The 16,450-nt window shown below is 60.7% G+C and carries 15 protein-coding genes and 1 pseudogene; 10 read left to right on the forward strand and 6 right to left on the reverse strand.

The window, feature by feature from the left end; translation table 11 throughout:
- Positions 1 to 177: 177 nt before the first annotated feature.
- The 3 genes and pseudogenes from NW862_RS00755 to ribB all read left to right on the forward strand — a co-directional run.
- The gene (locus NW862_RS00755) at positions 178 to 459 is read left to right on the forward strand and encodes a MoaD/ThiS family protein (RefSeq protein WP_414334041.1); all 282 of its coding nucleotides are present in this window, start codon (positions 178 to 180) and stop codon (positions 457 to 459) included.
- A 2-nt stretch (positions 460 to 461) separates the two neighbouring features.
- Positions 462 to 1,619, forward strand: a complete 1,158-nt coding sequence (gene moeB / locus NW862_RS00760) for a molybdopterin-synthase adenylyltransferase MoeB (RefSeq protein WP_414334040.1) — start codon at positions 462 to 464, stop codon at positions 1,617 to 1,619.
- A 123-nt stretch (positions 1,620 to 1,742) separates the two neighbouring features.
- A pseudogene (gene ribB, locus NW862_RS00765) lies at positions 1,743 to 2,891 on the forward strand (3,4-dihydroxy-2-butanone-4-phosphate synthase); the annotation flags it as partial.
- Positions 2,892 to 2,933: 42 nt separating this feature from the next.
- Here the strand turns inward: ribB and NW862_RS00770 are convergent.
- Positions 2,934 to 3,368, reverse strand: coding sequence for a hypothetical protein (locus tag NW862_RS00770; protein WP_414334038.1), 435 nt, complete (start codon positions 3,366 to 3,368; stop codon positions 2,934 to 2,936).
- A gap of 140 nt (positions 3,369 to 3,508) precedes the next feature.
- Positions 3,509 to 4,498: a GntR family transcriptional regulator gene (locus NW862_RS00775; protein ID WP_414334036.1), complete on the reverse strand. Its 990-nt coding sequence runs from the start codon at positions 4,496 to 4,498 to the stop codon at positions 3,509 to 3,511.
- 282 nt (positions 4,499 to 4,780) lie between these two features.
- Between NW862_RS00775 and NW862_RS00780 the strand changes: the two genes are divergently transcribed.
- Positions 4,781 to 5,359 (forward strand): DoxX family protein, encoded by a 579-nt coding sequence (locus tag NW862_RS00780; protein WP_414334035.1) that lies wholly within the window; start codon positions 4,781 to 4,783, stop codon positions 5,357 to 5,359.
- 25 nt (positions 5,360 to 5,384) lie between these two features.
- Here NW862_RS00780 and NW862_RS00785 read toward each other — a convergent pair whose 3' ends face one another.
- Genes NW862_RS00785 through NW862_RS00795 form a run of 3 tightly spaced genes read right to left on the reverse strand, consistent with a single transcriptional unit; the run spans position 5,385 to position 9,538 of the window.
- On the reverse strand, positions 5,385 to 7,559 hold the full coding sequence (locus tag NW862_RS00785) for an RNA degradosome polyphosphate kinase (protein ID WP_414334033.1): 2,175 nt from the start codon (positions 7,557 to 7,559) through the stop codon (positions 5,385 to 5,387).
- A gap of 57 nt (positions 7,560 to 7,616) precedes the next feature.
- A complete protein-coding gene (locus tag NW862_RS00790; protein ID WP_414334031.1) occupies positions 7,617 to 8,576 on the reverse strand; it encodes a branched-chain amino acid ABC transporter permease in 960 nt (319 codons plus the stop codon).
- Positions 8,576 to 9,538: a branched-chain amino acid ABC transporter permease gene (locus NW862_RS00795; RefSeq protein ID WP_414347092.1), complete on the reverse strand. Its 963-nt coding sequence runs from the start codon at positions 9,536 to 9,538 to the stop codon at positions 8,576 to 8,578. Before NW862_RS00795 ends, NW862_RS00790 begins: the two co-directional genes overlap by 1 nt.
- A gap of 9 nt (positions 9,539 to 9,547) precedes the next feature.
- Here NW862_RS00795 and lptC point away from each other — a divergent pair, with 9 nt between their 5' ends.
- Entirely contained in the window at positions 9,548 to 10,549 is a 1,002-nt protein-coding gene (lptC, locus tag NW862_RS00800; protein ID WP_414368542.1) for an LPS export ABC transporter periplasmic protein LptC, read from the forward strand.
- An 82-nt stretch (positions 10,550 to 10,631) separates the two neighbouring features.
- Positions 10,632 to 12,296, forward strand: a complete 1,665-nt coding sequence (locus tag NW862_RS00805; RefSeq protein ID WP_414334026.1) for a sulfatase — start codon at positions 10,632 to 10,634, stop codon at positions 12,294 to 12,296.
- Between the two features lie 3 nt (positions 12,297 to 12,299).
- Here the strand turns inward: NW862_RS00805 and NW862_RS00810 are convergent, their stop codons facing one another.
- Positions 12,300 to 12,785, reverse strand: a complete 486-nt coding sequence (locus NW862_RS00810) for a DUF3531 family protein (RefSeq protein WP_414334024.1) — start codon at positions 12,783 to 12,785, stop codon at positions 12,300 to 12,302.
- Between the two features lie 204 nt (positions 12,786 to 12,989).
- Between NW862_RS00810 and NW862_RS00815 the strand changes: the two genes are divergently transcribed.
- From NW862_RS00815 to NW862_RS00830, 4 genes are all read left to right on the forward strand, one after another.
- Positions 12,990 to 13,190 carry a helix-turn-helix domain-containing protein gene (locus tag NW862_RS00815; protein WP_414334022.1) on the forward strand — a complete coding sequence of 67 codons (201 nt, stop codon included), beginning with the start codon at positions 12,990 to 12,992 and terminating at the stop codon, positions 13,188 to 13,190.
- Positions 13,168 to 13,716 (forward strand): bifunctional pyr operon transcriptional regulator/uracil phosphoribosyltransferase PyrR, encoded by a 549-nt coding sequence (gene pyrR / locus NW862_RS00820; RefSeq protein WP_414334020.1) that lies wholly within the window; start codon positions 13,168 to 13,170, stop codon positions 13,714 to 13,716. The genes NW862_RS00815 and pyrR overlap by 23 nt, the downstream gene beginning before the upstream one ends.
- Positions 13,717 to 13,763: 47 nt before the next feature.
- Positions 13,764 to 14,735 (forward strand): putative 2-dehydropantoate 2-reductase, encoded by a 972-nt coding sequence (locus tag NW862_RS00825; RefSeq protein WP_414334019.1) that lies wholly within the window; start codon positions 13,764 to 13,766, stop codon positions 14,733 to 14,735.
- A gap of 305 nt (positions 14,736 to 15,040) precedes the next feature.
- Positions 15,041 to 15,586, forward strand: a complete 546-nt coding sequence (locus tag NW862_RS00830) for a metal-binding protein (RefSeq protein ID WP_414336194.1) — start codon at positions 15,041 to 15,043, stop codon at positions 15,584 to 15,586.
- The last annotated feature ends 864 nt before the right edge of the window (positions 15,587 to 16,450 follow it).

Here is a 16,450-nt window from a genome sequence, read left to right on the forward strand (position 1 = left end):
GGGCTGAGTTCCGTTGCGATCCCGGTTGGACAAGCCGGTGTGGAGAGAGTGAGTGGTGCCGGAAAAGCGGTAGTCTGAACTGGAGAGGTGACATAACTGCAAGCAGGTAGGTTCGCCAGATCGGCTCGGAACCTCAAAAATGAACCAGAGATCGCTAGAATCCTTCCCTGAACTCCCATGGCAACCAAAATCTTAATCCCCGCCCCCCTGCGCCCCTACACCGACAACCTGGAAGCTGTTGAGATCGAGGGCAGCAACGTCGGCGAAGTGATGCGCAACCTCATCGCCCGCTACGGCGAACTGAAGCGCCACCTCTACACCGAGGACGGCAAGCTGCGCAATTTCGTCAACGTTTACCTCAATGACGAGGACGTGCGCACTTTGACCCAAGGCGACAACACCCCCGTGGGAGAACAAGCCGTCATCAGCATTGTTCCTGCTATTGCCGGAGGGCTTTGACCATGCTGAACCTGGACACCAGCCAAGTCAGCCTCTCCCGCGAGGAGATGGAGCGGTTTTCTCGCCATTTGATCCTGCCGGAGGTGGGCCTGGAAGGACAAAAGCGGCTGAAAGCGGGCAAGGTGCTCTGCATCGGCACAGGCGGCCTCGGCTCACCCCTGTTGCTGTACTTGGCGGCAGCCGGCGTGGGGCGGATCGGCATCGTCGATTTCGATGTGGTGGACGTGTCGAACCTGCAGCGGCAGGTGATCCACGGCACTTCCTGGGTGGGCAAGCCCAAGGTGGAATCGGCCAAGAACCGCATCCTGGAGATCAACCCCTATTGCCAGGTGGACGTTTACAACACCGCTCTGAAGGCCCACAACGCCCTGGAGCTGTTTGCCAACTACGACGTGATCGTGGACGGTACCGATAATTTCCCCACCCGCTACCTGGTCAACGATGCCTGTGTGCTGACGGGCAAGCCCAATGTCTACGGCTCGATCTTCCGCTTTGAAGGGCAGGCGACGGTCTTCAACTACGAGGATGGGCCCAACTACCGCGATCTCTACCCCGAGCCACCCCCACCGGGGCTGGTTCCCTCCTGTGCCGAGGGGGGAGTGCTGGGGATCCTGCCCGGCATCATCGGCCTCATTCAAGCTACGGAGACTGTGAAGATCCTGTTGGGCATCGGCACGACCCTGAGCGGGCGGCTGCTGCTCTACGATGCTCTAAAAATGAGCTTCCGCGAGCTAAAGCTGCGCAAAAACCCCGCCACCCCGCCCATCACTCAACTTATCGACTACGAGCAGTTCTGCGGAATCCCGCAAGCGCAAGCCAGCCAAGCGGAGATCCCGGAGATCAGTGTGGCCGAGCTGAAGGCGCGGATGGATGCCGGCAAAGATTTTGTGTTGATCGACGTGCGCAACCCCAACGAGTGGGAGATCGGTCGGATCCCTGGCGCCCACCTGATCCCGTTGCCGCAAATCGAAAATGGCGATGGGGTGGAGCAGGTGCGCAAGCTGCTCAATGGCTCGGAGCTGATCGTCCACTGCAAGAGTGGAGTGCGCTCGGCTAAGGCCTTGAAGATCCTACAAACTGCTGGGATCGCGGGGAAAAATCTACGCGGTGGCATCCTCGCCTGGGCTGAGGCTTACGATCCCTCGATTCCCAAGTACTGAGACAACTTCCGGATCCCTGGTCCAGGATATGATGGCTCCGCTGCCCAGAGCCGGCTGTGCCCAATATCTCCCTTTTGCGTCCCTTTTTCCATGAGTGCCACTTTGCCGGCAGAGACAGAAACCATCTTTCACTCCATCCCCGAAGCCCTGGAAGACCTCAAGTGTGGCCGCATGGTCATCGTGGTCGATGACGAAAATCGGGAAAACGAAGGGGATCTGATCTGTGCTGCCCAGTTTGCCACGCCAGAGGTGATCAACTTCATGGCCACCCACGGGCGCGGCCTCATTTGTCTAGCCATGCAGGGATCCCGTCTGGACGAGCTGAAGATCCCGCTGATGGTGGGGCAAAACACCGACAGCAACCAGACTGCCTTTACCGTCAGCATCGACGCCGGGCCAGAGTTAGGGGTTTCGACGGGCATTTCCGCCGCCGATCGCTCCCGCACCATCCAGGCGGCCATCCACCCCCATACGCGACCGGAAGATCTGCGTCGCCCTGGGCATGTCTTTCCGCTGCGGGCGCGGGAAGGCGGGGTGCTCAAACGGGCCGGCCACACAGAAGCGGCGGTGGATCTGGCGCTGCTGGCCGGGCTGTACCCGGCAGGGGTGATCTGCGAGATCCAAAACCCGGATGGCTCGATGGCCCGCCTGCCCCAGTTGGTCGAGTTCGCCCACCAGCATAATTTGAAGATCATCACCATCGCCCATCTGATCGAGTACCGCTTGCGCACCGAACGGCTGGTGCATCGGGGGGCTACTGCCACCTTGCCGACGGAGTTTGGCCGGTTTCAGGTCTACGGCTACCGCGACAGCCTCAACCAGGTGGAGCACCTGGCGCTGGTGAAGGGGGATCCGACCCAATTTGCCGCCGAGCCCGTCCTGGTGCGCGTGCATGTGGAATGCCCCCTGGGGGATGCGCTGGGATCCCTGCGCTGCGACTGCCGCCGCCAATTGACCGCCGCCCTGAAGATGATCGACCACCAGGGCAAGGGGGTGCTGGTGTACCTGCGCCGGCAAGAGCAGGAGCTTAGCCTCATCCAGCAAATTCAGTCCTATGCCCTGCAGGATCTGGGGCTAGCTGAAACCACGCCGCCGGCAGCGATGGATCTGCGGGATTACGGCATTGGCGCCCAGATCCTACGCGATGTGGGGGTGCGCCAAATGCGCTTGATCAGCAACACCTCTCGCCACATCAGCGGCTTGAAAGGATTTGGCCTGGAAGTGGCCGAGCGGGTGCCCTTGCTGGTGGAAGAGCCGGATCTCAATTTGCACGTGCAGCCATCCTGTTCTCTAGAAAACGCGACCCATTCCGGCTTAAGCCTGTAGAGCGTTGTAGGGCCGGGCGGTGTGGTGGAACAGGGGCCGCGGTGCAGCCGGTTCGTCCTCGACCCCATAAGCCTTGCATCCCCAAGGCCAGAACGACCAGGAAGGACGTTTGGGCAAAGATGGAGCCAGGCGCGCTGGCAAGACAGAGTCCCTGGCCGTGGGGCTCAAGAGGGGCTTTGGCAAGACGGGAATGTCGGATCCCACCTGCGACCACACCTCGTAGCTCTGGGATCGCACCACCACAATGCTGATCAGGGAGCCGCGATCCATGTCGTAGCGGCAACTGTCGATGGCGTCCTGCAGCCGAGAAAAGCTGCGGTTAAAGACGTAAAAATGGCCCTGGAAGCGGATGGCTTCCCAGAAACCTTCCCGTGTCACCGCCACATGGTCGCGATCGGCGGCGGCGTAGTCGAGGATCACCATACGTGTAAAGACTGATTAGCGATGGATCAGATTAGGGTGGCTTTTACCGTATTTCCACTTAAGCACACCATTGCACAGCCCGTCATCCGCGAAATGGCCTGCCTGCAACAAGACTTAAGGAGTTTTCTCGCCCTTGCTCCTCACGGGATCTGGCCCAATTCCCGTCGCAGCTCGGCCATGGCTGCTTCTCCGATGTGGGGGGCGGCGCAGACCAGGTGGGGCGTGCGGATCAGGTCGGGTCGGGCTTGGCGCACTAGGGCGCGCAGGGTGGGGTAGCTGGCCTCGTCGCAGATGAGGGTGTGGGCGCGGCGGATCAGGGATCCCACCCGCTCGGCATCGGAAATCACCGCCGTCAGCACCAGCAGGTCTCCCCGCAGGCTGTGGACAATCACCTCGGCAACTTCCAGGAGGGCGGTGCTGATGCTCACCAGCCCTAGACAGGCGTGGGGAGGCAATTGGCGAATCAGGGCAATTTCGCGGGCGTAGTCAGATACCTCCACCGGGAGAACACGGGCCCCCCGCGGCTGGGCAATGGCCTCGACGGCGCTGAGAAAATAGTGGAGCGTCACCACAGTGCCGGAATGGATTTGATCCAGCACGGCGGCCAGATCCTCTAGGGGCACCAACTGCACCCGGATGCCCAAAGTCTGTTGGATTTGTTGGGCCATCAGTTGTCCTGTGCCCAGATCCCGATTGGGCACGCACACCAGCACTTGGGCACTGCAGCGCAACCGCCAGTCGATCTCCGCCAGCAGCAGATCCCGCACCTGCTCCAGAGAAAAGCCCTGTTGCTGAAGCTGATCGATGCCCTGGCGCACCTGCTGCAGGGCTTGTTGGGATCGATCCAGGTTTTCGCCCAGACTACAAGAGCGGTTAACCGCCTGGCGGGCGGAGCCGCTGACGTAAATGCCAGATCCAGCGCGCGTTTCCACCAGACCCATGGCCTCCAGTTGGTGGTAAACCTTGTGGATGGTGTTGCGGTGCAGGCCCGTTTGCATGGCCAATTGACGGGTGCTGGGCAGGCGATAGCCGGGAGGAAATTGCCCGCAGGCAATGCCAAAACAGAGTAAGTTGAAGAGCTGGACAGAGCCAGGGATCCCGCTCTCCGGCTGAATAGAAATGCGCATCATGGCCCGCCTGAAGAAACGAACCTAGTTGTTAGAGAGACCCAAAGACACGGGACTTTTGCCAAAAGAATTGCACCAACACCCCTAAGGATAGGCACTCGAGAACTGCTCTGGCGAGCTTTGTCCAGACGGGCACAGGGATCCCCTCTGTTGCCGCGCCCCCCCCAACCCGATGGCCGAGGATCCGGCCTCTGCATTCCAAGGCGGGGGATCCCGCCCTGGCCTTGTTACAGAAATTTAGAATCGTTACAATAGTTAGCATCTTTGCATTGCAGGTTTCATCTTATGGCACTCACTCAGCGCTTTCCCGTGCTGTTCGTCTCAGTTTTGCGTCACGACAGCGTAGCCCCGCGCTGGTCTCAAGTGGCGTGGACCGTCTTGCGGGTGGTGGCAGGGCTATTCATGATTCACAACGGCCTCGACAAACTGGCTGATATCGAGGGGTTTGCAACGGCTTATGTAGAAGTGATCGGGTTGCCTTTCCCGATCTTTTTTGCTTATGTAGCTGCCTATACTGAACTGATCGCAGCTCCGCTGGTGGCAGTGGGTTTGTTGACCCGCGCGGCGGCGTTGGGTTTGTTCGCCACGATGGCGGTGGCCATGTTCCACCACATCAAGGTGGCCGGCTTCAGCGTTCCTTATCTGGAGCTATCGGCTATCTACGCGGCCATCTTCTTGGCCTTTGCGGTGAATGGCGGCGGCTGGTTCTCTTTGGATCAGCTCTTGGCGAACGGTATTGAGGCGGGGCTGAACCGCTCCAGCCGACAAAAGTTGGAGAGCCTGGAGTCTTCGTTGCAGGCCACTGAGAAGGTAATTGCGCTGGGGGATCAAGAGGCTGAAGCCGCCGAAACCCCTCGCTCCTGAGCCAACTCAGGGACGGGGGTGAGGGCTAAAGGCGGCTGGCGGCTCGCTCCATCAGGCGTTGGTGGGTGGAGCGCACCGGCTCTCCCGGCCTAGGCTGCCGCTGCACATAGGTGCCATCGGGGCGCAGCTCCCAGGCCTGCCGGTTATCCGTCAGACAAATCTCCAAGATCGCCTTCAGCTCTTGCTGCAACAGGGGATCCTCTACAGGGGTCACCACCTCGACGCGGCGATCCAGGTTGCGGGTCATGTAGTCGGCGCTGCCGATGAAGTACTCTTCCTGGCCGTCGTTGTAGAAGTAGAAGATGCGGGAGTGCTCCAAAAAGCGCCCGATGATGCTGATAACGCGGATGCGCTCGCTCAGGCCCGGGATCCCTGGTTTTAGGCAGCACATGCCTCGCACAATGAGATCAATCTCCACCCCTGCCTGGCTAGCCTCGTAGAGCACTTGGATCATGCGTGGGTCGGTGAGGGAGTTGACCTTGACGATGATGCGCCCTTGGCGTCCTGCCTGGGCATGGCGCATCTCTCGCCGGATCAAGGCTTCCATGCCCTGGCGCAAGGTACGGGGGGCCACCAGCAGCTTGCGGAAGTGCCGCTGCCGCGAGTAGCCGGTTAGCAGGTTAAACAACTCGGTTACATCGTTGCAGAGGGTCTCGTTGCAGGTGAACAGGCCCAGATCGGTGTAGATACGGGCGGTCTTGGGGTTGTAGTTGCCGGTGCCGATGTGGACATAGCGCCGCAGGGATCCCCCCTCTTCCCGCACCACCAGGGCCAACTTGCAGTGGATCTTCAGCCCTGGCAGGCCATAGGCCACGTGCACCCCGGCTTTTTCCAGCTTCTTGGCCCAGAGGATGTTGTTTTCTTCGTCGAAACGGGCCTTCAGCTCCACCAGAGCGGCCACCTGCTTGCCGTTTTCGGCAGCCTGGATGAGGGATCCCACCACCGACGAATCGCCAGAGGTGCGGTAGAGGGTTTGCTTAATGGTGAGCACCTGCGGATCGTTGGCCGCCTCCTCCAGAAACCGTTCCACACTGGCAGCAAAGGAGTCGTAGGGGTGATGCACCAGCAGATCCCCTTCCCGGATGACGGAGAAGATATCCACCGGCTCGTCGCTCACCGAAGCGGTACGCAGGCGAGGCGGCGTGACGGGCCCCCAGGGAGGATCTTTTAAATCGGGTCGATCCAGGCTGAGAAAAGCCATCACCCCCCCCATGCTCAAAAGGCCATCCACCTCGTACACGGAGTCGCTGTCGAGGCGCAGCTCTTCGCAGAGCCGCTGTCGAATGGCAGACGGCATGGACTTGGCAATCTCCATGCGCACCACCGAGCCGAAGCGGCGCTTGCGCAGCTCTTCTTGAATGGCCGCGAGCAGATCGTCGGCTTCGTCCTCTTGGATTTCCAGATCGGCACCGCGGGTGATGCGGAAGGGGTAGTACTCCAGCACTTCCATGCCCACGAACAGCGCTTCCAGATGGTGGGCAATCACCTGCTCCAGCGGCACAAAGCTTACCCCGTCCCGCAGCGGCACAAAGCGAGGCAGGGTGCTGGGCACCTTGATGCGGGCAAAGTGTTCCCTGCCGGTTTCCGGATCCCGCACCACCACCGCCAAGCTGAGGCTGAGGTTGGAGATGTAGGGGAAAGGATGGCCCGGATCCACCGCCAAGGGAGTGAGCACGGGAAACAACCGTTGGTCGAAATACTCCCGCAGCTCCTGCCGCTCCGGCTCGGCCAGCTCAGAAAAATCGCGGATGTGAATGCCTTGTTCCGCCAGCTTAGGCACCAATTCCTGCCGAAAACACTCGTGTACCTTTTGAATCAGGGGGCGCAGGTGCTGGGAAATCTGCCGCAACTGCTGCTGCGGCGTGAGGCCATCGGGGGTCGGCAGCAGCACGCCTGTTTCCAACTGACGGCGAATCACCGCCACCCGCACCATAAAGAACTCGTCCAGGTTGCTTTCGAAAATAGCGAGGAACTTCAGCCGCTCCAAGAGGGGGGTGCGCTCGTCCAGGGCCTCGTGCAAAACCCGGGCGTTGAACTCAATCCAGCTCAGCTCCCGGTTGAAGTAGTGCTCCGGCAAGGCATAGCCCTCCTGGATGGGCGCAGTCGGGATCCCTGGCTGGCCAGCATTGGGGGGGCAACCTGTCGCATCGGGGTTGCGGGGCGACAAGGAGGAGTCCGTTTCCTTGGAGCGCGGAGTCATGGTGGCCGAGATCTGGGTTGTCTCAAAGCGTCAACAACGGCTGGAGCCGACCCAATCCTATCCTGCTGGGTTCTGCTTGGAGGAGGCGGAAGTGTCCAAAACAGGCTTGGGCGGGCGTTCTGGCAACAGCCCTTGGGAGCGGGTAAGCAGAATTACCTGCAGCAGGATCCCGATCAACAAAATGCGCAAGGGACCGGCCCGGGTGGCCCACTGGGGCGGCAGACGGTTGGTCAACCACTCGCTGCCCGACCACACCCCCCAAATGGCCAGCACCCCCAGCAGGGCGCCGCGATTGTTGCCGCTGCCCCCCGCGATCAACATCACCCAGACGATAAAGGTGGCAAACTCCGGCTGGAAGGCTTCCGGGCTGATGAAATTGACAAAGTGGGCATAGAGCGCCCCCGCCAGCCCCATCAGCATGGATCCCAGCACAAACGCCTGCAGGCGAAACTGGAGGACATCTTTGCCGGCGGCCAGGGTTGCCGGCTCATCCTCGCGGATGGCCCGCAGCACCCGTCCCCAGGGGGAGCGATAGGCCCGCTCACTCAGCCAGTAAACCACCGCCAAGACCAGCAGCACCAAGCCCAAGTAGAGCAGTGTATCCTGCCCTGGGATCCAGCCGCGAAAGGGGCGCGGAATGCGGGTGATGCCGCGCACCCCGTTGGTCAGCCAGCCCTCGTTCCTCAGGATTTGGCTGATGATCTCGGCAATGCCGATGGTGGCAATAGCCAAATAGTCGGAGCGCAGCTTCAGGGTGATCAAGCCAATCAAGAAGGCGATCGCACCGGCGGCGGCTACTGCTATGGCAAAGCCCACCCAGAACGGCAGATTGAACCCGCCCAGATGTTCAGGGGTGGGCGGCGTCGTGGCTATGGCGCTGGCGTAGGCCCCCACAGCAAAAAAGGCCCCCACGCCGATGTTGAACATGCCGGCATAGCCCCACTGGATATTGAGGCCCAGCACCAGCACGCCGTAGATCCCCACCAAAACCAAAAAGAAGATGGCGTAGCTCAACATCAGGCCCGCCCCCCCAATAGCCCTGTGGGCCGGAAGATCAGCATCAGCACCAAAATGGCGAAGGCTACCCCTGTTTTGTAAGCCGGATTGATCGCTAAAGTCGAGAACTCCTCCGCCAGGCCAATTACCAGCCCCCCAGCAATGGCTCCATAGGGACGGCCAATGCCGCCGAGAATGGCTGCCGCAAAAACGGGCAACAACAGCCGCCAGCCCATGGTGGGGTGCAGCCGCGTATCCAGGCCCAGGAAGATGCCCGCCACACAGGCCAAGGCGGCGCCGATGGCCCAAGTCCAGAGGATGATCCGCTCCGTCTCAATGCCGGTCACCTTGGCCAAGTCAAAATTGTCGGCCATGGCCCGCATCGCTTTGCCCACCCGCGTGCGCTGCAAAAACAGGTGCAGAGCCACCACCAGCAAGGCCGTTCCCACCAGAATCACCACCCAATCCGGCTTGATGCGCAGCCCCCCCAACTGCCAGGGCAACTGAATGCCGCTGCGGTACACCTGGTTGTTGGGCCCCCAAACGATCTGCACCAAGCTGCGCAAGATCAGGGCCGTGCCAAAAGAAGAAATGAGCAAAATCACCGGTGCTTCCCGGCGCAGGCGGCGATAGATCAGTTGGTCGATCCCCACCGCGCAAAGTGCCGTCGCCAAGGCCGCCGGGATCCAGCTCACCCCAATCGGCCAACCCAACCCGACAAACGTTAGAGCAAAATAGGCCCCCAAGGTCATCAGATCCCCGTGGGCAAAGTTGGCAAAACGCAAAATGCCGAACGTCAGCGACACCCCGATCGCCCCCAGGGCGTAGATGCTGCCCAGGACGAGGCCGTAGATAAAAAGCTGCAACAGTTGGGCCACCCTTGCCCCCGCAATACCCTGCCCTGATGATGCCACGGGTTTGTTAAAGCGGGATCCCATCCGGCCCAGCGGCAGGGTAGAGCTAGGGTAGGAGAAAGCGCGCAAGAGAGATCCATGCAGCCCAACTCTTCCCGGATCCCAGGTTGGCTAGTGGTTTTGGCCCTGCTGAGCGCTGCCTGTGGTGGGCCGGAGCCACCTCCAAGCAGGGATCCGGGTGTCCCGCGCGAGCCTATCTCCACCCCCCAGTTAATCTACGAAAACATCACTCTCACCCAGGCCAAACCTGACGGTGGCCTGCTCTGGCGCTTGCGGGCGCGCCTGGCCGAATACGAGTCCCCCCCAGAAAACGGCTCCACTCCCGTACAGTTGGGATCCGCCCATTTGCAGTCTATCGAGGGAGAGTTTTTCGACGCAGACAACCGCGCCATCCGCACCCGTGCCGAGCGAGGATCTGTGTACCCAGACGAGCGGCGGCTGGAATTGACGGGCCAAGTGGCGGTGGAATCGGAGCGGGATAACCTGCACCTGCAGGCAGAGCGGCTGCAGTGGCTGCCGGAACAGCGCCTCCTCGAAGCCGAGGGCCAGGTACAGGTGGAGCTGTTGGACGGCCAGGGATCCCTGTGGGGGGATCGTTTGCGCATCGACTTTGGCCAGGCCCAGATGCAACTGGAGAATTGGGATCCAAGCCAACCGGTGCGGGCCAAGTATCGCGATCCGGAGCTGGAGCTGACCGCCAGCCGCTTGCTCTGGAACTTTGGTGCCGGCGAGGTGCAGGCGTTGGGAGCAGTCGAGGTGGATGCCCCCCAGCAAAGGGTGCGCCTCAGCGGCGAGCAATTGCGGGCCCCGCTGCCCCTGACCGAGCTGCGCCTGCTGGGCAACGTGAAAGCCAAAGCCGTTCCCGTTGGCGGAACGGGATCCCTGCAGACCGGCCAAGAGCTGGAAGCCCAAGAGATCCGCTGGCGCATCGGCTCCACCCAACTGCAAGCCCTGGGCAATGTGCGCTACCGCCAACCTGGACAAGCCCTGACTGTGAGCGGTGACCAAGGGATCCTGGATTGGCAGGCCAACACCGCCCGGATCCAAGGCAACAGCCAAACCCGGCTCACTTTGCCCTAGGAGCCGGCGACAAAGGGCCAACAAGAGCATGTCAAGATAGTTTAAGAACCGTGTTGGGTGGGTTGTGGTGAGGAGTTCAGCAATGGCAGAGACCGCCTGGGGGGAACGCCCCAACATTCTGTTGATCGTGCTGGATACCCAGCGGGCGGATCGCCTTTCCTGCTACTGGTCAGAGGAAGAGCGGGCCCGCCAAGTGCCCACCAGCCCCAACCTGGATCGGCTGGCCGCTGAGTCCACCCTCTTCGAGCGGGCCATCGCCCCCGCCCAGTGGACGATCCCCTCCCACGCCTCCCTGTTTACGGGGGAATACCCCAGCACCCACCAAACCGTTCAGGCAGACCTGGAGCTGAGCCCTGCTCTACCCACTCTGGCGGAGCTGTTGAAGCTGGGCGGCTACACCACCGTGGGCTTTTGCAACAACCCCCTGGTCGGGATCCTGAAAAACGGCCTGCGGCGGGGCTTCGACACCTTCTACAACTACGGCGGGGCCCTGCCCACCCGCCCTCCCGAAGGCAACCCTCTGCCGGCTCCCCTCAACCGCTGGCTGGCCGCCTACACCCAGTTTTGGCGCCGTCTCTCCTACCCGGTGCAAAATGCCTTTGCCCGCTCCGACACCCTTTTTCAGTTGGCGCTGCACCCCTGGTTTGCCTCCCTCTGGACCCGCCTGATGAACTTTAAGGGCAACACGGCTGCCTCCATCGCCGACCTGAACCGCTACCTGCAGCAGATAGCCCGCCGCCCTGCCGGAGCACCGCCTTTCTTTTGCTTCGTCAACCTAATGGAGCCCCACCTGCCCTACTGGCCGCCGGAGCCCTTTGTGCAGAAATACGCCCCCTACTTCAAGACCAACCGCGAGGCGCGCGACTTTTTGCGCCAGTACAACGCCCAGCCCTACCGCTGGATGGCGCCCCTGCCGCAGCCGCTTTCTCCCCTGCAAGCGCAGGTGCTCAGGGACATCTACGATGCCGAGGTGGCCTACCAGGATCACCTGCTGGGATCCGTCTTCGCCACCCTGCGCCACACCGGCCTGGAGCAGAACACTCTGGTGGCTATCGTCGCGGATCACGGCGAAGGCTTGGGGGAGCACGACTTCGTCGGCCATGCTTTTGTGGTTTACGAAGAGCTAATCCGCGTCCCCCTGATCCTACATTACCCCGGCTATTTTCCGGCAGGAAAGCGCGTGGCCACCCCCGTTTCCACCCGCCGCCTCTTTCATACTCTCTTGGAAGCTGCCGGCTTCCGCCCCAGCCTTTCTCTAGCCAACGGCGCCCCCCGTATCAGCCTCAAGCTTCGCCGCGAGATCGCCCGCCTCAGCCTGACCCGCACCCTGGCCGGTGAGGATCCGGAGCAGGGGGTGGTGCTCAGCGAGGCCTTCCCGCCCCACCTTCTCCTGCGGGCCATGGAAAACCGCAACGACAGCCTGCTGCAGGCGCGCGCCTGTTACGACACCCGCCGAGCCCTCTACGAAGGGGTGACCAAGCTGATCCAAACCGGAGATCGCCCCAGCCTCTACAACCTGGAGCAGGATCCGGCGGAACTGCGGGATCTGCTCTTGGCCGGGATCCCTTCTGAGCCTGGTAGCCCTTCCCTTTCCCCCCAAACTTGGCTGACCCGCCTGCGGCAAGCCTTGAGGCAGTGGCTGGACTGGGCAGAGTCGCGCCGGCCCAGCACGGCTCCTCGCAAGGTAAATGTGGAAAGCGATGCAGACTTGGTACGGCAGATGCAAGAGCTGGGCTACCTGGAGTAGAGGCTATTCCAGCTCTCCTGCTTCCCCCACATGATCCCGCACATAGCCGTTTAAATCGTAGTCATCCGCCTCCTCGGGATCCGCTGTCGGCCAGTCCTCGTTTTGCCCGCCGATAATGACGCGGCTGAGGTGGATGTACTCGAGGCTAAGGGTGCGCAAGGCGTTGATCAACACGTCCAGCGCCAAGGCATCGGCAGTGCCCAGATCAAACCAGCAGCGGGCCCAGTTGTCCTTTTCCTCTAGGGATCCCATGTTGTGCATTAGAGAGGGCAGAGGATCCGAGTCGCTGGGGTACTCCAAATAGCTCAGATCCACCTCCGCCTCTTGGGCCACCAGGCGCTCGGCGTTGAATCCTCCCAACTTGCCCAGCACATACCACGATTCCAGCACCTCGTTGAGGTACTCCAGCTCAGCTTCGACCGGCGGCTCGGCAAACTCAAACCAGATCCAGAGATTTCCCGGATCGCACTCGCGAAACTCCACTTGCATGGACAGCTCCTCTGCTGCGGCCTAGCCCTTGATCTTAACTGCCAAGAGCGCGAGAACATAAGTCCCGCGCTGTATGCGTAGCAACCCTGCGGGAAGCAAGCTACAGCGCCGGGATACATGGAGTCTCGCTGCTTGCTTTCAATGCCCCCGAAGCAAGCATTTACCACCCCACTCCGGTTGTGGTAAAACGACCCCATATTGACCATGCACTACACCTACCGAATCTGCCCAGATGCCACACAGCAAGCCCAACTGCTGGAGTGGCTTGCAACATGCAGAGGCGGGTATCACTACGCTTTGCGCGAACTCAAAGACTGGGTTGCTTCGCGTCAGAGCCTTCTACAGACCAGATCTGCGATCGGTGAGGGAGCGACCGGGATCCATGTCTACGATCGAAGTCTTTGATGCGCAGCAGGTGGCCGGGCTGATCGAGAGCCTGGCAGCAGCGATCGCCAGGGATCACCCCCACCCCCAGAAGCTCACTCTGATCGGCATTCGCACTCGCGGAGTCCCCTTGGCCTACCGCCTGCGGGATCGGATTGCCGCTCGACTGGGGATCCCGCCCCAGGTCGGGGAGCTGGACATTACCTTTTTCCGAGACGACCTGGGCGCCGGCGGGCTGCGCACCCCCGATCGCAGCGAGATGCCCCGGGATCTGACTGGCCAGGAGGTGGTGCTGGTGGACGATGTTATCTTTCGCGGTCGCACCGTCCGCGCGGCTCTGGAAGCCCTGCATCACTTTGGGCGACCGGAACGGGTGCGCTTGGCCGTGCTGATCGACCGTGGTCACCGCCAGTTCCCCATCCAACCGGATTACTGCGGTTACCAGCTTCCCACGGAACCTGAGCAAAGGGTGAGGGTTCATCTGCGGGAAACCGATGCAGAAGAGCGGGTGTTGTTGATAGACCAAACAGCAAAGAGCGATCCCTAAGCTGGTGCTTGGGGTATTTTGGGGATGATCTGCCGCAACTCACCGCTATGTCTTGGTTGCCGGAGACCCGCCGTTACGCTGTTTTGGGCACGGGCGCCCTGGGGGGATTTTATGGGGCGAAATTGCAACAGGCAGGCTTTGCGGTGCATTTTCTGCTGCACAGCGACTATGACTATGTTCGCCAAAACGGCTTGTGGGTGCAGTCCTGCTGGGGGGATTTTCATTTGCCGCAGGTGAATGCCTACGCAGCAGTAGAGGACATGCCCCCTTGCGAAGGGGTGATCGTGGCTTTGAAAGCCACCCAAAATCACCTGCTGCCGCAGTTGCTCCCGCCCGTGTTGGCCGAGAATGGCGTGGTGATCGTGCTGCAAAATGGGCTGGGGGCGGAGCCGGAGGTTGCCGAGTGCGTCGGCCCTGAACGAGTCATGGGGGGCCTGTGTTTCATCAGCTCCAACAAGGTTGGCCCCGGCCACATTCATCATCTGGACTATGGGTCGGTGCTGCTGGCAGAATACGGCCCTAACTATGCCCCCCAAGGGATCACGCCCCGTCTTCAACAAGTTCAAGCCGATTTTCAACGGGCAGGGATCCCCACCACCCTCTCTCCGGATCTGATGTTGGCCCGCTGGCAAAAGTTGGTCTGGAACATTCCCTTCAACGGCCTCTCGGTGGTGTTCAACGCCGACACGCAGCAGATGATCCGCGACCCTGAGGCTCGTGCTTTGGCGGAAACGCTGATGCAGGAGGTGATCCAGGGAGCGGCGGCCTGTGATCGCCTGCTTCCCGATTCCCTGATCCCAGAAATGCTCACCAACACCGAGAAGATGGCTCCCTACCGCACCAGCATGAAGATCGACTACGAGCGCAAACGTCCTCTGGAACTGCAGGCAATCTTCGGCAACCCACTGCGCTATGCCCGACAAGCCGGGATCCACTTGCCGCGGGTGGAAATGCTCCACCGGCAGTTGCAGGTGTTGGATCGCCTGAATCGAGGGATCCCTGTCGCTCAGCAGGCTTGAGTTTTTCAAGATCAGCGGCGCCTGTAAACTACCCGACTCCGACCGCTCAGCGGTACGGACTGGGCTTAAGCGCTCCGCAAAGCCGACAAGGTTGCCTCTAGCTTCACGGCTTGCGAAGCAGACACCTTGAGCTTGCAGGAGATAGTCAGGACTTGGGTCATGTTGCAACTATACGTCGTCTGCATTCCTCCCGACCCTGACCCTACAGGGCGGGCCTCCTGCGGTTTCTAGCTGAAGCTAGGTCAGGCTTTTTCCTCCGCTGGCGGGTAGACTGAGCGCCAGTCGGGTACCGTTGCTCTGGCCTTATGCCGCTGGGATCCACCCACGATCGCATCACCCTCTGGACGGCCCCCGGCATCACCTTGGCCGCCGGTTTGTTGGGGAATAGCACCACCGTTGCTCTGGCTGTGGGATCCGCCTATCTGTTCAGTGGCCTGATGTTTTCTGGAGATCTGGACACCTGTTCTCGACAGTACCAACGCTGGCTGTTCTTGCGCTGGATTTGGCTGCCCTACCGCAAGTGGATGCGGCATCGCTCCTTCTGGTCGCATGGGCCCATCGTGGGCACCGCCCTGCGGGTGCTGTACTTGAGCCTATGGGCCGGCGGAGTTGGCCTGCCGGTGGCTTGGCTGGGATCCCGGTTGGGCTGGTGGATGTGGCAGCCTTGGGTGTGGCGCAGCGATCTCTGGCAATGGCTGCAAGTTCACGCCGAGATCCTGTTTTGGATTGGGATGGGGTTGGAGCTGGGATCGGCCAACCACAGCCTCAGCGATTGGATGGTCTCCAACTGGAAACGCTGGCGCAAAAAACGCCGTCAGGTTCGCTCCAGGCCACTCGGCTATCGTCGCTAGATCCCCGTTGGACCAAGAGTAAACTACCCCACACTTGAACCTGTTGCTGTCCTGTGCCTGCAAGCCCGCCCTCCTGAGAAGACTTAACGGCCAATCTTTGTCAATTGCCCCCGCCCCCTCTGTCCGACTCCCGTGGCTTGATGCAAATTATTCCTACTTTGTCGGCTATGTATTGCAATTTAGTCTCAATAGAGTTATGCTGTTACTCAGTTGAGTGGTGGAGTTCTATCCATCAGTCTTCCTCTCTTGTCTTGGATGTGACAGGGATCCCGCGCCGGCGGAACTGGCCATCCTGCCTTTGGCAGGGATCCCTTTCTCTCTTCTTCGGCTTTAGCCGAGCTTCTGGGTTAATGAGAGTCAGTCCTAGTTAATGAGGGGATAGTTTCTGCTGGAGTGGGTCGAGCTGCGGAGGTGGCGGTGTGCGGCAATAACAGCGGCTGAGGGCCGGAAGACAAGACCTAATACATACAAAAGTCGCTGCGCCAGTTGTCTTTGTAAACCCGTTGCAAGCTAAGGGGAAGGGCTAACTTTTTGGGGCAAACTGTCTGTCCTAAACCTTGTGTTGCTGTTTAAAAAAATGTGTTGAGTCAAAGAGAAATTCGAGAAAAAATCGAGAAAAAAGTTGAATCGTGCGGGAAGAATCGGTTAAAATCTAGCTGGCGTTAACGCTAACCGCGACGAAGAGATCGGAGGGAGGAAAACCTAACAGCCTCTCTCCTTTTTTCTGTAGAAATTACTCTCACTTTCAACCTCTATAGTCACTTCAAGTAGCAACACAACGTTTCTCTACATCGCTATTGCTAGGCAACGCTGTCGCGAACGCGCCGCTCTAACTCCCCTCTCCCTCAGGGAGAGGGGCTGGGG

Origin of the sequence: Synechococcus sp. H55.8 (genome assembly GCF_047462375.1) — a bacterium.
Classification (GTDB): domain Bacteria; phylum Cyanobacteriota; class Cyanobacteriia; order Thermostichales; family Thermostichaceae; genus Thermostichus.